Raw genomic sequence first — 17,385 nt, forward strand, 5'->3', positions numbered from 1 at the left:
ATAGGTTGCGGTCGCATGTCTAAAAAGATTAATTAATGAAGACAAGTCGTACAATCGTTCTTATGTTGTGACGACACTTGCCGCTTTCTTGCCGAACACTTCTCCGCCGACTTCGCCAGTTGGCTTCTTGGAGAGCCTATCATCCTAACCGAAATTCAACCGTCGGAGCTTTCACTTGATCCAATTCGAGCCGATGCTCTGATTCTACTAGAGTCGGATCAAACGATTTTGCATCTAGAATTTCAAACTCGTCCTGACCCAGATATTCCGTTTCGGATGTTTGATTATCGCGGACGGGGGTACAGGCGAGATAAGACAAAAACGATGCGCCAAGTTGTGATCTATTTGAAGCAGACCACATCCGAACTGGTTTACAAAACTGACTTTACCCTAGAGCGCACTTATCATGAGTTTGATGTTGTGCGGTTATGGGAGCAGCCTGATGATTTGTTTTTGCAATACCCTGGTCTAATTCCCTTTGCGGTTTTGGGTCAGACCAATAATCCAGAGGCAACGTTGCGACAGGCAGCGCGGGCGATCGATCAGATTCCCGATCGTACAAGTCAAGCAAATCTATCAGCAGCCTCAGCGATTCTTGCTGCGTTACGATTGGAGAGTGAGATTATCTATCGTGTACTAAGGAGAGACATCATGCAGGAATCCTCTGTTTATCAGGCGATTCAAAGAGAGGCATAAGAAGCAAGGGATCGAGAGATCGCGCTTAGTTCGCTACGAGAAGGCTTATCGATCGAAGTAATTGCCCGTATAACAAAATTGTCGATCGAAGAAGTCCAACAACTCCAACAACAGCTAAACGAATCAACGCAGAACTAATGCGATCGCATTTCTCGATCGACCCAAGAACGCGATCAATGCAGTAGGGAACGCTTATCTCATTGAGCAGAGCGCTTATTAAATCCACAACTAGCACACTCAGATATCAAGCCAGAAGCCACTCCTTCACTTCAAATTAAGACGCTTTCGCCGTAAACCACGCTGACTAAAGAGTTCAAATATTGCAAGCTTTTGAAAAACAATTTCTTTGCTTCATCAAATTTAGTTGAATACTTTTTCCATTACCTAGTAAATTGATGTAATCATTTAACGTCTGCTTACGTGAGGGAATTTTGACCGCAAACAATCCACCTTATATTGCCCCTACAATCTTTGTCGGAGCGTCACCAAGCTCTCACTACTTCAGTCGCTGGAAGTTATCTTGAAGCTGCAAGGGTATGTCTTGATCGACATCATATTTCTCCAAAAGAATTCACGCTCAAAGATAACGCGGCTGAAACCATAGCAAAGGTTGAATGGGTTGTAGCAGACGATAGAACCAGAGCTGCTTGGGCAAATGCGGATGATGCCACAAGGGATGGAGCATACGCTTTTGCGATTGCAGCTACTGAACTTTTGAGGGGTATGTTTGCTATAAGACGTGCAGAAACACGCACAGGTGCTGATTATTACATTGTTCCAGCAAATCAAGACTGGGAGGACTTAGAAAATTGCTTTCGCTTGGAGGTTTCAGGAACTCATTCAGATAAGTCAGAAGTACAGAGGCGACTTCGTATGAAGCTTGAGCAGGCAAAGCAAGGTAAAAGCAATCTACCAGCTTTGGCAGCCGTTGTTGGATTTCGAGTACAGTTAATATTATTGCAGACAGTCGATGAGGCATCATGAGTTGGTTAGCGCATCATACTCTGAGTGAAGGGTATGCAAGTCAAGCAGAAGAGTTCTGTAGACAGCAAGACTTTGAGCGTGCTGCTAAGTTCTATCGTCTTGCTGCCAAAGCAGAATTAAATGCGCTAGAAGACATCGATCTAGGTAAAACACGAACGATTGGTATAACAGCCACGAGTGCTGCATCGCTATACTTTAAAGCTCGTGATTTCTTACAGGCAAAGCGACTCGCTCATAAGTGGTTGGCTACTGAACTTTTGCCGCCCTTCGCTGTAGATGAGCTAGAGGAGCTTTTGCAGGTTATTCGATATGAAGAATCGCGAATACAGTCAGGCGTTCAGTTCATTGAGGGTGAAGTATTAGTTTCCGTGAGCGGGGGACAAATCCTGTATGGTGCAGCCCCTTTAGAGCTTGTTCTGCGTAAAGTGGAACAAATCAGAAGTATTTTCTATCGAACGACGGAGCTGCTACTGGATTTACCACTGCGTACACGTGGTGGTCCTACTCAGGATGTCAAAAGCCAGTGTGATCCTTGGCTTCTACAAGCTCCTCCGGGAAGTTATCAATTTGCTGTACGAGTACGTAAGCCGCAAGAGCAGCTAACAATACCTGGATTGCCTGATCTTGGTCTACGTGTTGAGCAAGTGACTAAAAAGTTCCTTCAAATTGTTAGAGCAACTACACAAGATCCAGAAGGTGAGTTAATTGAGGTTGTGCCTAGAGAGGAGTATCGAGAGGCATTCCTGAAGTTGACTCGTGAACTTGCGCCACCCACGTCAGGCAAGTCTTTCAGCCAAATAGAAATAAAATCAAGCAGTGACGTAGAGCCACGCCCTGTACTTCTTCTCCCTGATACTCGTGAGATTATTAAACAGGCTTTGAAGAAATCAGAGCCTGCATCTCAGCAACTTTCTGAAGTTAAAGTGCTTAGACTGCGAGGAACTTTGCGCGGTTTGCAATTGGATAATGACTGGATTGAAATAACTGTTGATGGCGAAAACAGAAAGATCTATGACGCGAAAGAAGAGATTGATGATGTAGTCGGACCTATGGTGAATCGGAAAGTTGTTGCAGAGGTAGTTGAAAGAATCGATAGACCAGTCGATAAAAGATACTCTTTACGCGACTTGCAGCTTGAGGAAGATTGAATGCAGAGCGCCAAATATATCTATACTGATTGAGGCGAATCACTGTTGTTGTTGAGCGATCGCTGATTCGGAAACATCTTACCCAACAATCGATTTACATAAGCCTGCCCATACACCTCGCCATTCTGTGAACCGGGAGACTCAATCTCATCCGACTCTTGCATCTCTTCAGTTGGCTTTGATCCATTCACTTGAACTGGCTCAGGCTTCGATCCGTTTGTTTGTGCGATCGCTCCATTCTGTGGCGCTGGATCTTGCCAAACATCCTCAAGCTCTTCAATCTTTTGCTCTGGTCGTGGCGGACAAAAACCAGGCTCGTAAACTTCTTCCGTCGGCTCTTCTACCGCAGCCGATCGCATTTCCTCACACAACAACGACCCCGGAGGCACGATCGATATTCTTTCGATCGCTCGATTCATTACCGTTGTTCCCGATCCCACACAAGCGCGATCGCCAACGGTTAAAGCTCCAACCAACAACACCCCAGCCCCGATGATCACCCCTTCTCCGATCTCGATCGTGCCTTCGTGCGCTTGAATCACTGACCCAAGCCCAACACAAACACTTTGATGAATCACAATCCGACTTCCCGGATCAGCTTGCAGCAAAACGCCTGGTGCGATCGCTGCCCCTGGGTGAACCGTGACATCCCCACTCACATAGTAGTGAGTCGTACTCACGGGCATTAACTGTAGAGGCGGCGATTGCATCAGAGTAAACTACTTAGCGGGTTGTTGAATCACCATTTCAGCCACACGCCGCTTTGCTTTCGGATCAATTCCGATTAAGCGGACATAGAGACCTGCATAGTTTGCGATCGCAGCTTCAACCTCTAAGATTGCTTCTGCATCGCGGGTCGTTTGAATCGAAGTTGCAGTCTGCCAAGAACTGGTTTTGTAGCGTCGCTGATCCGCGAACTCTACCCCAATCTTGTAGCCTTGACGCACAAGCTGACGAATCTGCTCTACTGTGTCCGAACTTAGCCGACCGTTCCCATTGCTGGAAGGCGTGTACATCGGAGGTGCAGATTGATAGCTCGCAGGCTCGTTATACATCGGAGGTTCAGAAGCAGCAGAGCTACTGTAACCATTACCGTTAGAACTCGCCGCTTTGCCCGGACGATGGATCACACTTTCTGCAATCCGCTTTTTCTGTCTCGGATCAACGCCAACTAAGCGGACATAATGATTCTGATGTTCAGCGAGGAACGAATTCAGAGCCGCGATCGCTTGAGAAGCAGAACTCGCCTGAATCGGAGGCGCACTGTTCCAAGAACCATACTTAAACCGACGCTCATCAGCAAATTCCAACCCGATTACGGCTCCTTGTGCCATCAGTTGCTGGATTTGCTCGGCTGCATCCCCTGAAGCTGAACCGCCACCACTCTGATGATGAACTGGAGCTTGAGGTGCAACGTGCGAAGTTGGCTGTGCGACAGGTTTGCCATCGGGACGCTGAATAATCGTTTCAAGCATCCGCCGCTTGTTCTGAGTGTCAATCCCGATCAAGCGAACATACTCGCCGCTGTGTTCTTGCAAACACCGTTGTAGTTCAGTCACCACAGCCGATTCATTCGTAGTCTGGATCGGAGCGCAACTCTTCCAAGAACTGGTCTGGAATTGTCGCTTGTCTGCGTGTTCGGTTCCAATCCGACCACCTTTTGATAAGATTTGGCGGATTTGTGCCACCAGAGCCGGATCGAGTCCGCTGCTACTGTGACCATTACCATTCGAGGACGGACTGTAACTCGAAGCGGAACTGTAGCTCGAAGCACTATACGACGGAGCCGAATAGCTCGAACCACCTGAAACAGTTGCAGGCTGATCACCGGGACGCTGAATAATTGCTTCCAGCACCCGCTTCTTATTTTTCGTATCAATCCCAATCAAGCGAACATACTCGCCGCTGTGTTCTGCAAGACAGGATTGTAATTCTGCCAACACAGCCGACTCGCCTGTCGCTTGAATGGGAGCACAACTCTTCCAAGAACTGGTCTGAAACTGTCGCTTATCCGCGTGTTCCATTCCGATTCGGTAGCCTTGCGCTAGTAATTGCCGAACGTGGTTAATAACTTCGCCGTTCATAATTGACCCATTTTCTGTAGCGCTATTGCCAGCTTTAACATCTGTCGTGGACTTGGCGACATTCCGACTTGGAACCGCCGCACTTTGAGAACTAACCGTCTGAGAACTTGATTTCGATGCAGTGCCGACAATATAGGAAGCAAAAGCACGATCGCGCTCAGTGACTTCCGGTAATCGATCGGCTTGCTGCTGAGTTGTAATCACTGCGCCTGACGGCACATACTTCCCAGGCGGCACTTCCACATCTTGTACCAGACTGTGCATCATCACAATGCACCCGTTTCCGATTCGAGCGTTAAACACCGTCGATCGAAAACCAATAAAGCAATCGTCACCCACATAGGCAGGTCCGTGAATCAGCGCCATGTGGGTGATGGATGTATTTTTTCCAATCCAGACCGAATAGGAATTTCCGTCGTCCCCAACGACCCGCCCTTGCTCCAAACCATGAATCAGTGCTCCGTCTTGAACGCTCGATCGCGCTCCCAAATAAAACGAAGTGCCTTCATCTGCCCGAATCGAAGTCCCTGGCGAAATTTTCACATTCGCTCCGATTCGCACATCGCCAATCAGATTAGAAAACGAATGCACATTCGCCGATTGATCGATTTTCGGCTCGGCAAGATTCCGCGATCGCAGAGCAGGCGGAGCCGCATCGCTACGGACTGCCATAATCTTTCTCCTAACAAAACCGCACAAGCAAGCTAATCAACTATGCAGGGAGATGAAGTCTAGTGTTGTGTTTGAAGCGAATGGGTAGGGGGTGGGGAGTGGGGAGTAAAACGTTTGAGCTACTCCCCACTCCCTACTCCCCACTTTCCAACCGAACTTCAACTCGACCAACTCCTAATACTGAGTTCCTTTGTTGTACAGCGGGCGATTATCCACGCTCACCGTATCAATAATGGCAATCACAGCAGCATCAACCGGGCGATTCTCACTACCGGGAACCTGCCTAGCTGCACTGCCGCGACTCACTAATACCCACTCATCGACCCCTGCGCCCACGTTGTCAGCAGCCACCTCATACACTGGGAGGGGCTGCCCTTCTTCATCTAAAACCTGCACCAAGAGGAATTTCACGCCTCTTAGACTGGGTTCTTTTTGAGTACTAACAACGGTTCCCCGAACTTTTGCAATCTGCATCGGGGATTATGGACGGTTCAGCGGACGAATACCGCTCACGCTTTCACGGAACGGCTCAACTGCCTCGGTGTAACGAATCGGCAGCACGTATTCAAGGTTTTCGTGCGGACGCGCAATAATGTGAGTAGACAACACTTGTCCACCGTTGACGCGCTTCACATTTTCAATTCCAGCCGCGACCGAAGCTTGCACTTCTGAAACGTCGCCGCGCACGATCACGGTCACGCGACCGCTACCGATTTTCTCGTAGCCCACCAAGGTCACACGAGCAGCTTTGACCATTGCGTCTGCGGCTTCCACAACTGCGGGAAACCCTAACGTCTCGATCATGCCAACTGCAATAGCCATTGTAATTCTCCCTTCCAATCAAAAAAAACGAATGTCAATTCAAACCCAACCAGTCGCGCACTCTAACCTCGGAATTGTTCAACCGCTTCGGTGTATCGAATCGGTAGAACATATTCTAGGTTCTCATGCGGACGCGCAATAATGTGACTTGATACGGTTTCGCCTCCGTTCACGCGCTTGACATTTTCAAGTCCAGCCGCGATCGAAGCTTGTACCTCGGACACATCGCCCCGAACGATAACAGTCACACGACCGCTACCAATCTTTTCATAGCCAACCAGGGTGACACGAGCGGCTTTCACCATCGCGTCTGCGGCTTCAACCACAGCCGGAAATCCCCGCGTCTCAATCATTCCCACAGCGATCGGCATTTCGTCTCTCCATGACTAAGTGGAACTGTTCAATCATCGTAAACTAAAACAGGGACGGGGATCGCCCATCATTCTTAGCTTTGTCGAGTTTTCCACTGTGCTACTTCTTAAGAATAGAGTTGCGCCTGTCACTTGACAATATAAAGTTCTATGATAGTTGCAAATTCATGACATAAGCTGGGCTAATCTCTAGATTCACAAGCGGCTACAAAGAGTTTGACAACTTCTAACCATAGATCGATTTCAATCCAAAATTTGAAAGATTAATAAATAATTAAAAATCTATATAAACGAGAGCGAATCTCAATGATTGGATTTGTCTATCGATCGCATTTTACTTTTCCAAGGTTGAGGCGCTAAGCTGAATTTTGAGGATTTGAAAAGCTAGTTTCTCAACTTCAGAAAATTATGTGAAGCTCCCCCAAGTTCGAGCGGATTGGCTTCGGGGAGCATTTTTATCAACCATTCTAGGTGATGAGCTATGGAGCAGTTTCTTGTCGAAACAAGCTGGTGGATTCCTTCCTATGGAATCTTAGGTGCGGTGCTGACGTTGCCTTGGTCGATCGGATTGATTCGGAAGACGGGTCCTCGCCCTGCGGCTTATCTGAATATCTTGACAACGGTGCTGGCATTTGTTCATGGACTCGCACTGTTTCATGCTGTTTGGGGACAGGAACCGCAACATTTCGCTTTTCACTGGTTGAAGGCGGCAGATTTGGATCTGACGTTTTCGCTAGAAGTTTCTCCGATTAGTGTCGGTGCAGTGTTACTGGTGACGGGTTTGAGTTTGATAGCTCAAGTGTTTGCGCTGGGATACATGGAAAAAGATTGGGCACTAGCGCGATTTTTTGGATTGATGGGATTTTTCGAGGGTGCGATGAGTGGGTTGGCGATTAGTGATTCGCTGTTTCTCACGTATGCACTGTTGGAAATGCTAACGCTCTCGACCTATTTACTCGTCGGATTTTGGTATGCTCAACCGCTAGTCGTAACGGCTGCGCGAGATGCGTTTCTGACCAAGCGGGTTGGGGATGTGTTGCTGCTGATGGGGGTTGTGGCGTTATCGGCATTTTCTGGAAGTTTGGATTTTCCAGGTTTGTATGATTGGGCGGAAAAGGCTGAATTATCTCCGGTTGTTTCGGCATTGCTTGGATTGGCGTTGATTTCGGGACCGATCGGGAAATGTGCTCAATTTCCTCTGCATCTCTGGCTAGATGAAGCGATGGAAGGTCCGAATCCTGCATCGATTCTGAGAAATTCTGTCGTTGTGGGTTGTGGAGCGTATGTCTTGATCAAGCTTCAACCGATCGTGACTTTATCGCCAGTGGCTTCGACTGCTTTGGTAACGCTGGGAACGATGACCGCGATCGGAGCTTCCCTAGTTTCTCTCGCTCAGATTGATATCAAACGCGCCCTTTCTCATTCCACCAGTGCGTATCTAGGATTGGTTTTTATCTCCGTTGGAATTGGCTGGACAGATTTTGCATTCATCTTGCTGTTTGCTCATGCGATCGCGAAAGCACTCCTCTTTATGAGTACCGGATCGATCATTATGACTACAAGTTGCCAGGACATCACCGAAATGGGAGGTCTGTGGTCAAAAATGCCAGCAACAACAACCGCATTTTTAACAGGATGTGCGGGATTAGTGGGGCTGTTTCCGCTGGGTGGATTTTGGGCGTTTCAGCGTGGAATTGATGACTTTTGGAACGACGAACCTTGGTTAGTTGTTGTCATTCTTCTGGTGAATGCGCTCACCGCTTTGAGCTTGACTAGAGTGTATCGCTTAGTGTTCATGGGCGAAGTGCAGCCAAAAACTCGACGCGCTCCAGAAGTGCCTTGGGCGATGGCAGTTCCGATGGTTTCGCTGAGTGTTTTCACTTTGACTGTGCCGCTGATTCTTAATTCGCTGCATTTGCTTCCAAGCTGGGAGTTCGTGAATTGGTCGGCAGTCGGACTGTTGATGATGTCTGGAATTACAGGGACAGCTTTGGGATTCGCGATCACATTGAACTATGCCTGGATTCGTCCGATTCAAGCTCCGTTGCGGTTCTTACAGGATTTTCTGGCGTATGACTTTTACATCGATCGCTTGTATCGCGTCAGTGTTGTTTTAGTGGTTAATGCGATCGCTCATTTTAGTTCTTGGTTCGATCGACATATTGTCGATGGCGTGGTGAACTTCGTTGGAATTGCTTCGATCTTCAGCGGTGAAACTTTGAAGTACAGTGAATCGGGACGATCTCAAGCTTATATGCTGACGATTTTGCTGGTGGTTGGATTGTTAGGTGCAGTTTTAACTTGGTCGATGTGGTAACTGATATATGTTAAGTGCATTAATTTGGATACCGATTTTAGGGGCGTTGATTGTTGGGCTAATGCCGGGATCGATCGCAGATAAGAATGTTAGAAAAATCGCGATCGTAACCCTCAGCATTACGCTGGTTGTATCGCTTTATGTTGCTGCTCGGTTTGACACAATCAATACTGGGCTTCAGTTTCAAGAAGATTTGCCTTGGTTAGAACCTTTGGGTCTTACCTATCGATTGGGCTTGGACGGTTTATCACTGCCGCTGATTGTTCTAAATAGTTTCTTAACGCTGATTGCAGTATTTTCCACATCGCCAACCATTCAGCGATCGCGTCTTTACTATTCATTGGTGCTTGTGATCAATGCTGCGGTTGCTGGAGCATTTCTCGCTCATAACTTGCTTTTGTTCTTCTTATTCTATGAGCTAGAACTCATCCCGCTGTATTTGCTAATTGCTATTTGGGGAGGAGCAAGACGCGGATATGCTTCGACCAAGTTTCTAATCTATACCGCTGTTTCAGGCATTCTGATTCTGATTGCATTTTTGGGTCTAACTTGGTTGAGCGGTGCGACTACATTTGAATACAATCCAGCGTTATCTCAATCGTTGCCTTTGACATCGCAATTTATTCTGCTAGGCGCGATTTTGATTGGATTCGGGATCAAGATTCCTCTGTTTCCATTGCATACTTGGCTACCGGATGCACACGTTGAAGCTTCTACACCAATCTCGGTTTTGCTTGCAGGGGTGTTGTTGAAGCTTGGAACTTATGGACTATTGCGGTTTGGATTGCAGCTATTTCCTCAAGCTTGGGCAGTGATGGCTCCATATTTGGCAATTTGGGCTGTGGTCAGTGTCTTGTTTGGAGCATTTACCGCGATCGCTCAAACCGATATGAAAAAGATGGTGGCTTATAGTTCAGTCGGTCACATGGGATTTATCCTACTCGCTGCTGCTGCGGCAACTCCGCTGAGTTTAATCGGCTGTGTGTTTCAGATGGTTAGTCATGGCTTAATTTCTGCAATGTTGTTTGCTCTTGTTGGGGTGGTTTATGACAAGACGAAAACACGCGATATTACTGTTCTGCAAGGATTGTTAACACCAGAGCGAGGTTTACCGATCGTAGGTAGCTTAATGATTCTGGGTGTGATGGCAAGTGCTGGAATTCCAGGAATGGTTGGATTTATCTCAGAATTTTTGGTGTTCCGGGGAAGCTTTACTGTCTTTCCGGTGCAAACGTTACTCAGCATGATCGGAACTGGTTTGACAGCCGTTTACTTTCTACTGCTGGTGAATCGGACTTTCTTTGGTCGTCTGCCAGATCAGTTTGCGAATTTGCCTGCGGTGTCTTGGTCTGAAAGAGTTCCGTCTTTAGTTGTGGCAGCTTTGATTGTTCTGTTGGGTCTACAACCGAGTTGGTTAGTTCATTGGACAGAAACAACGACGACTGCAATGTTGCATGAGTATTCGACGATCGCAGTTCATCCCGCTCCGATCAAATCTGAACCTATCTCAGTCTTACCGCTGGAGTAAATCATGGTTGTTGCACGTTCCAAATCTACACATCCGCTGGCTGAGATTGTTGATCGTATTGAAGCGGGTGGCGCACTGTTGCCCGAATCGCCTACAAACTTGATCGAAGTAGTTGGCGTTCTCAAGAGCTATGGCATTGTTTTAGATGCTTATTCTCGTAATCTCAAATTCATTGCGAACAATCAGTTTTTAGTGTTGTTTCCGTTTTTCAAATACTTCGATGGCGAGATTACAGCAAAAAAACTTCTAAGGCACTGGTGGCACGATCGGATTAATTACGAGTTCTCTGAATACTGCATGAGAGCGATGATGTGGCATGGCGGCGGCGGACTCGATCCGTATCTTGATAGTCAAGAATTTGTCGATCGCGCACAAGAAGCGATTCAAGCAAAGATCAAAGGCAATTTCTTTATCCGAAATCTGTCTCAAATTTTTCCGAATTTCTTGCTTGAACAAGTTCGGATGTCTTGTTACTACAGTGCGATCGGGCAATTTTGGACAGTGATGAGCGAGATGTTTCTTGAATTAAGCGATCGCTACGACAACGGCGAAATCAAGACGATTCAAGATGTCGTTAATCATGTAAAAGCGGGACTTGTGAACAATGCCGCGTTACCGATTACTTACTCAGTCGAAATTGGCGATCGTTTTTACGAGATCATTCCCGAATCCGCTGGAATAAAATTCTTGATGGACACAGCCGTTCCCTACGTCGAAGCGGTTTTCTTCAAGTCTTTTCCGTTCATGGGAACGATTTCTTACAACGCTCAAGCCCGACAAATTCCGTTAGAACAAGAGCGATTTTCCTACGGTGCGCTGTATGCTGATCCGCTGCCGATTGGGGGTGGGGGAATTCCGCCGACATTATTGATGCAGGATATGATGCACTACTTACCGGATTATCTGCTCGATTATTATCGACAGTTGCCTAGAGGCGAAACAGACGTGCGAGTGAAAATTTGTCTCAGTTTCCAAAGGTCAATGTTTTGTGTCACGACTGCGGCGATTTTGGGACTGGCTCCGTATGCGATCGACACGCAAAATCCGAAAGAACAAGCCGAAAATCGTGTTTACCTTGAAGACTGGCTAGATAAACTAATGGAATCACGCCTTATTAGTTTTCAAGCCAGCGATGTTTAAACAGATTAACGGAATGATTCAAGCTGGATATGGGGTTGCTTCGGGCAATACAGAAAACAGCCCCTATCCAAAAGGCACGATCGAGATGCAAACTCCTTTCTTTAAAGCGTTGGGTCTCGATCTTTCAAGTTTTTTTCCCGGTACATTAAACATCAACATTAGCCCGAACGAATTTGAACTGATTTCGCCACAATATACGTTCAGAAATGTTCGCTGGGCTGATGGATTTCCTCCAGAAGATTTCTCGTTTACGCCCTGTCAGATCCTTTATCAGAATCAAACTTTTGATGCGTTAGTCTACTATCCGCATCCGGAGACGAAAATCGGGCACTTTCAGAATCCGTCGATCGTCGAAGCGATCGCGCCATTGATTCCTGAGCTGAAATATGGCGATCGCGTCACACTCCGCACTAATACTGACGAAATTCGGATTCTTGAGAAATAGATTTTAGGCAATGAAATGCGATCGTAGAATTAATCGCGCAATCGATGAATAATCTCTGCGATTACTATAGAAATTTCCAATGGTTGAATTTAGTATTGATAATTATTGATTCGGATAATCACTACCATAGTCAACAGGTTATAAATATTATCACTATTGAGTTTCAGCGCTTAATTTGAGGGACTCGTCGTGTTTCTTTCAATGCTTAAGTGTGATAAACATTATAGTTACTACCGAGTGTTTAAGAATTTATAAAATCAGTCCCAGGGCGCTATGGCGGTGAGTTGGGCACTGCCTGTTTCTGGACGATTCTCATTCATCTGATTCCGATTCAGCTTGCTATCTAGAGGTGAATTTCGATGGCTCACCCTTTGCTTCAGAGCATTTGGTTAATTCCTTGCTACGCCCTTATTGGCGCTATCCTTTCCGCACTCTGGTTTCCAGGAATTACGCGGCGAACAGGTCCTCGTCCTTCCGGATATCTGAATGCAATCATGTCCTTGGTTACATTTATTCATGCTTCCTTGGCGCTGCCTGCAATCTGGGGTCAGCCTCCTCAAGAGATTTTGATTCCTTGGCTAAATGTTGCAGGACTGAATTTGACAATCCCGATCGAGATTTCCACTCTCAGCGTGGGCGCGATCGTTCTCGTTGCCGGAATTAATCTTCTGGCACAAACCTACGCTTTCGGCTACATGGAAATGGACTGGGGTTGGGCGCGATTTTTCTCGCTGCTCGGTCTGTTTGAAGCGGGAATGACTGCACTCGTCCTGTGTAATTCTCTGTTCTTCAGCTACTTCATTCTAGAAATTCTGACACTTGCAACTTATTTGCTAGTTGGCATCTGGTTCAATCAATCGCTCGTTGTTACAGGTGCGCGAGATGCGTTCCTCACCAAGCGGCTTGGCGACTTGTTCTTGCTGATGGGCGTTGTCGCACTGTTACCCCTAGCAGGAACTTGGAATTTCAACGAATTGGCAGAATGGGCAAAAACGGCTCAAGTCGATCCGAAAGTGATCACTTTAGTTGGATTGGCGCTAATTGCAGGTCCAATGGGTAAATGCGCTCAATTCCCGCTGCACTTGTGGCTGGATGAAGCGATGGAAGGTCCGGTTCCGGCTTCGATTTTAAGAAACTCGGTTGTGGTCGCGACTGGAGCTTGGGTCATGTACAAGTTGGAACCTGTACTAGCTCTGTCTCCTACGGTGCTTGGAGCAACAGTTTTTATCGGTGCAGTAAGCGCGATCGGTGGATCATTAATTGCGATCGCTCAAATTGACATTAAGCGGACTCAATCCTACTTAGTCACTGCTTACATGGGATTGGTCTTCATTGCCATTGGAACTCAACAACCTGAAGCAGCACTCTTACTCGTTCTGAGTCATGCGCTTGCTTCCGCCTTGATCATCATGGGCGGTGGTGCAATCGTTTGGAATAGCATCACGCAAGATATAACGATGTTGGGTGGATTGTGGTCGCGTCGTCCGGTATCGGGCTTCAGCTTCCTAATTGGTCTTGCTGGACTGGTGGCTTTCCCGCCGTTTGGTGGATTCTGGGCGCTGCTGAAAATCTGTGAAGGCGTTTGGGGCACTCAGTCCTGGATTGTTGGCATTGTTCTATTGGTGAATGCGTTTGCAGCCTTTGGAGTCACACGAGTCTTCTGTCTGCTGTTCACTGGTGAAGCGAAGCAAATGTCGCAGCGATCGCCAGAGATTCACTACTGGATGGCATTGCCGATGATCTTTATGATGGGCTTTACGCTGCATCTGCCGCTGATTCTTCAGGCTTTGAATCTTATCCCAAGCTGGGCTGAAATCAATACCGATCTCGCTCTGTTGCTAATTTGGTCAACGATTACAGGAATTGCTCTCGGTGCAGTCGTTTACACCAGCAAGAACATTGCGAAACCTGTGGTACTTCCCTGGAAAGGCTTGCAAGACCTTCTGGCGTATGACTTCTACACGCCGAATCTGTATCGCAGCAGCATCGTATTTATTGTTGCACTCGTCTCTCAAATCACCTCCTGGTTTGATAGATATTTGGTAGACGGCGGACTGAATCTGTTTGGAGCATTGACGATCTTCAGTGGTCGGAACTTGCGATACAGCACATCAGGACAATCGCAGTTTTATATGTTGACGATCGTGTTTGGAATCGCATTGATCAGTGTCTTACTGAGTCTTCCTTTCCTCTCACACGTCACCGTCTCGCTGTTCCCACAGAATGCGACTGAGATTGTGATGAATGTTCAGCGTTAATTGCCATTTCAATTCCCTCTAGATCCTAAGCACGAAAGGAAAGATTTCTATGCTGAGTCCGTTGATTTGGCTACCGCTGATCGGCGCGTTAGTCATTGGATTAGTTCCAAACCTCTCTGCAAAACAAGCTAAATTAGGCGCGATCGCAGTTTCCGGTGCAATTCTGGCTTGGACTGCGGTATTGATGGTGAACTTCGATCTGAGCCAGCCTGGTTTTCAGATGAAGGAATATCACACCTGGATTCCGACTTTGGGAATTAGCTACAGTTTAGCGATCGATGGTTTATCGTTGCCGCTGATTGCTTTAGGAAGTTTGATCACGATCGTGGTGGCTTCCAATAGTGAAGTTGGATTGAAACCAGGGGAAACATTACAACGCCCGCAATTGTTCTACTCGCTGCTTTTGATTGTGTATGCGGGTGTAGCAGGTGCATTCCTCGCTCAGAACTTGCTGCTGTTCTTCTTGTTCTACGAGGTTGAGCTTGTTCCGTTCTATCTGCTGATTCTGATTTGGGGCGGACAGAAGCGCGAGTATGCAGCGATGAAGTTCCTGATTTACACAGCAATTTCAGGCATTCTGATTTTGGCAGCGTTCCTTGGTGTAGCTTGGTTAGGGCATTCAGCAAGCTTTGATTACAGCGATATCAACACTTCAGTTTTACCTCAGAACGTTCAACTCATTCTGTTAACACTGGTACTGATTGGCTTCGGAATTAAAACTCCGTTGGTTCCACTTCACACTTGGTTGCCAGATGCGTATGTGGAAGCTTCGACTCCCGTTGCAATTTTGCTCGGTGGAATTTTGGCGAAGCTTGGAACTTATGGCTTAGTCCGATTCGCACTTGGACTGTTTCCCGAAACCTGGAAGCTTGTTTCACCGGGACTTTCCATCATTGCAGCCGTTTCGATTCTGTATGGGGCATTGTCCGCGCTGGCACAACATGACATTAAGCGAATGGTCGCATTTAGCTCGATCGCTCACATGGGATATGTATTGCTTGGTGCTGCTGCGCTAACTCCACTTGCAATGGTCGGTGCAGTTTCGCAGATGATTGCACATGGATTGATTCTGGCGCTGTTGTTCTACCTGGTTGGATTGGTGGAATCGAAAACAGGAACACGCGATCGCGATGTCTTGAACGGTTTACTCAATCCAATTCGGGGATTGCCGCTGACTAGCGCATTGTTAATTTTGGCTGCGATGGCAAGTGCTGGAATTCCGGGACTCGCTGGATTTGTCGCTGAATTCTTAGTCTTCCAAGGCAGTTTCTCGACCTTTCCAATTCAAACTCTGGTTGCAATTCTAGGAACAGGTTTAACCGCTGTTTACTTTGTGATTCTGCTAAACCGCACTTGTTTTGGAAAGCTGGATAACTACACTGCTTACTATCCACGAGTCAAATTCACCGAGTACGTGCCTGCGCTCGTGTTGACCGCATTAATTTTCTGGTTTGGGATTCAACCCAGTTGGCTCGTGCGCTGGAGTGAGCAAACTACAAAATCGCTAGTCACTGCTGCCATTCCTCAAGTCGAACAAGTTGCGTTTAATTCGGTCGATCGTTCTTAACTGACCCAGGAGAGAGTTCACCATGAATATGCCCGCTCCCACCAAAACCAAGCTGCCTCCATCGCAGCACCCTTTTGCAGACGTGATTCACCGGATGGAAGCAGGCGGCGCAATGCTGCCCGATACGCCAGAGAATCTGATGCAAATTATCGGTCTGTACAAGGCTTATGCAGTTCCGATGGATTTCTACTGGCGCGATTTGCTCTACATTGGTGAGCAAGTGTTCCTCAATCCTTTGCCCGTCTTCAAGTATTTCATTTCTGATGAGTACATGAAGCGCCACAATCACTATGCAGGCGATGACGCGGATTTGCGAATCTGGCGTGGAACTGCGGAAGCACACCCAGAACTGATCGAGTTCATGGAAAAGGGTGAGTTGAATAAAAAGCTGCCCCGTGGACTGCATCACCTTTGGCACGATCGCATTAACATGGAGTTCGCTGAAGAATGTATGCGGGCGATGTTGTGGCATCGTGGCATGTATGTTCCGGTGAATCAGTTCGATCCGTACCTCGATTCTGATGAGTACAAAGCGAACGCCGATCGAGCAATCAAAGCGTATTTCCGCAAGAATCCATTGATGGCTGGTTTGTACAAGCTGTTCCCGGATATGTTCATGGAGCAGTGTCGTCAAGCGTCCTACTATGCGAATCTCGGATTGTTCTGGGAAGTAATGGCTCCGGTGTTCTTTGAGATGTCCGATTTGTATGATGAGGGCAAGATCGCAACGGTTCCGCAAGCGATGGACTTCTTGGTGAATGGAATTTTCGCGATCGCAGGTCGTCCGATTTACCACAATGTTTATATTGATGGTGAATGCTACGAAATTATTCCGAAGTCAAAAGGATTCACTTGGCTGTATGAGGCTGCGTTACCTTACGTGGAAGCAGTTTTTTACAGAACGGCTCCCTTCCGAGGAACGAAGTCTTATAACGCGCAAGCGGGTCAAGTTCCAGATGCTCAGAAAGACTTCCATTACGGCGTTCTGTACGCGGATAAATTCCCGGTTGGAACGGCTGGAATTCCGCCGACATTCTTGGCTCAGGATATGTTGCACTTCCTTCCGCCGTACCTGGTGGAATATTACAAGCAACATTGTCGCGGTGAAGACGATATGCTCGTTCAGCTTGCTGTGAGTTTTCAGCGATCGATGTATTGTGTCACTTCTGCGGTGATTCAAGCGCTGCGCTGTGCGCTGTTGTATCCGTTAGATGATCCGAATCCGAATCATTTGATGGCAAATCGGCGGTTTTTTGAATCACAACTCGATCGATTCTTGCGTCCTGAATCGCGAATCCGTGAAATTCAATCCCAGAATTATCGATAAACCTTGTTGGATCGGGAGTTTACCTG

14 protein-coding genes and 1 pseudogene are annotated in these 17,385 nt (G+C 47.2%); 10 read left to right on the plus strand and 5 right to left on the minus strand.

Annotated elements, in window-relative coordinates; genetic code table 11:
- Positions 1 to 129: 129 nt before the first annotated feature.
- From ACQ4M5_RS09205 to ACQ4M5_RS09215, 3 genes and pseudogenes are all read left to right on the plus strand, one after another.
- Positions 130 to 696: pseudogene (locus ACQ4M5_RS09205) on the plus strand (Rpn family recombination-promoting nuclease/putative transposase); the annotation flags it as partial.
- 471 nt (positions 697 to 1,167) lie between these two features.
- Complete coding sequence (locus ACQ4M5_RS09210) at positions 1,168 to 1,680, plus strand: hypothetical protein (protein ID WP_430675285.1); 513 nt, start codon at positions 1,168 to 1,170, stop codon at positions 1,678 to 1,680.
- A complete protein-coding gene (locus ACQ4M5_RS09215) occupies positions 1,677 to 2,828 on the plus strand; it encodes a hypothetical protein (RefSeq protein WP_430675286.1) in 1,152 nt (383 codons plus the stop codon). Before ACQ4M5_RS09210 ends, ACQ4M5_RS09215 begins: the two co-directional genes overlap by 4 nt.
- A gap of 20 nt (positions 2,829 to 2,848) precedes the next feature.
- Here the strand turns inward: ACQ4M5_RS09215 and ACQ4M5_RS09220 are convergent, their stop codons facing one another.
- The 5 genes from ACQ4M5_RS09220 to ACQ4M5_RS09240 form a co-directional block, all read right to left on the minus strand.
- Entirely contained in the window at positions 2,849 to 3,538 is a 690-nt protein-coding gene (locus tag ACQ4M5_RS09220; protein ID WP_430675287.1) for a hypothetical protein, read from the minus strand.
- Between the two features lie 9 nt (positions 3,539 to 3,547).
- On the minus strand, positions 3,548 to 5,584 hold the full coding sequence (locus ACQ4M5_RS09225; RefSeq protein ID WP_430675288.1) for a ribulose bisphosphate carboxylase small subunit: 2,037 nt from the start codon (positions 5,582 to 5,584) through the stop codon (positions 3,548 to 3,550).
- A gap of 174 nt (positions 5,585 to 5,758) precedes the next feature.
- Positions 5,759 to 6,058 carry a EutN/CcmL family microcompartment protein gene (locus tag ACQ4M5_RS09230; protein WP_058998145.1) on the minus strand — a complete coding sequence of 100 codons (300 nt, stop codon included), beginning with the start codon at positions 6,056 to 6,058 and terminating at the stop codon, positions 5,759 to 5,761.
- 6 nt (positions 6,059 to 6,064) lie between these two features.
- On the minus strand, positions 6,065 to 6,406 hold the full coding sequence (locus ACQ4M5_RS09235; protein WP_017290237.1) for a carbon dioxide-concentrating mechanism protein CcmK: 342 nt from the start codon (positions 6,404 to 6,406) through the stop codon (positions 6,065 to 6,067).
- Positions 6,407 to 6,468: 62 nt separating this feature from the next.
- The gene (locus tag ACQ4M5_RS09240; RefSeq protein ID WP_430675289.1) at positions 6,469 to 6,777 is read right to left on the minus strand and encodes a carbon dioxide-concentrating mechanism protein CcmK; all 309 of its coding nucleotides are present in this window, start codon (positions 6,775 to 6,777) and stop codon (positions 6,469 to 6,471) included.
- Between the two features lie 481 nt (positions 6,778 to 7,258).
- Here ACQ4M5_RS09240 and ACQ4M5_RS09245 point away from each other — a divergent pair, with 481 nt between their 5' ends.
- The 7 genes from ACQ4M5_RS09245 (at position 7,259) to ACQ4M5_RS09275 (ending at position 17,359) form a co-directional block, all read left to right on the plus strand.
- Positions 7,259 to 9,094, plus strand: coding sequence for an NAD(P)H-quinone oxidoreductase subunit F (locus ACQ4M5_RS09245; protein ID WP_430675290.1), 1,836 nt, complete (start codon positions 7,259 to 7,261; stop codon positions 9,092 to 9,094).
- Positions 9,095 to 9,101: 7 nt separating this feature from the next.
- Positions 9,102 to 10,622: an NADH-quinone oxidoreductase subunit M gene (locus tag ACQ4M5_RS09250; protein WP_430675291.1), complete on the plus strand. Its 1,521-nt coding sequence runs from the start codon at positions 9,102 to 9,104 to the stop codon at positions 10,620 to 10,622.
- A 3-nt stretch (positions 10,623 to 10,625) separates the two neighbouring features.
- Positions 10,626 to 11,762, plus strand: coding sequence for a CO2 hydration protein (locus ACQ4M5_RS09255; RefSeq protein ID WP_430675292.1), 1,137 nt, complete (start codon positions 10,626 to 10,628; stop codon positions 11,760 to 11,762).
- Entirely contained in the window at positions 11,755 to 12,207 is a 453-nt protein-coding gene (locus ACQ4M5_RS09260; RefSeq protein WP_430675293.1) for a hypothetical protein, read from the plus strand. The genes ACQ4M5_RS09255 and ACQ4M5_RS09260 overlap by 8 nt, the downstream gene beginning before the upstream one ends.
- Before the next feature lie 359 nt (positions 12,208 to 12,566).
- Positions 12,567 to 14,465: an NAD(P)H-quinone oxidoreductase subunit F gene (locus tag ACQ4M5_RS09265; protein ID WP_430675294.1), complete on the plus strand. Its 1,899-nt coding sequence runs from the start codon at positions 12,567 to 12,569 to the stop codon at positions 14,463 to 14,465.
- 49 nt (positions 14,466 to 14,514) lie between these two features.
- Positions 14,515 to 16,032 carry an NADH-quinone oxidoreductase subunit M gene (locus ACQ4M5_RS09270; protein ID WP_430675295.1) on the plus strand — a complete coding sequence of 506 codons (1,518 nt, stop codon included), beginning with the start codon at positions 14,515 to 14,517 and terminating at the stop codon, positions 16,030 to 16,032.
- Positions 16,033 to 16,054: 22 nt separating this feature from the next.
- On the plus strand, positions 16,055 to 17,359 hold the full coding sequence (locus ACQ4M5_RS09275; RefSeq protein ID WP_430675296.1) for a CO2 hydration protein: 1,305 nt from the start codon (positions 16,055 to 16,057) through the stop codon (positions 17,357 to 17,359).
- The last annotated feature ends 26 nt before the right edge of the window (positions 17,360 to 17,385 follow it).

Source organism: Leptolyngbya sp. AN10 (assembly GCF_050565645.1).
In the GTDB taxonomy this organism is placed as follows: Bacteria; Cyanobacteriota; Cyanobacteriia; order Leptolyngbyales; family Leptolyngbyaceae; genus Leptolyngbya.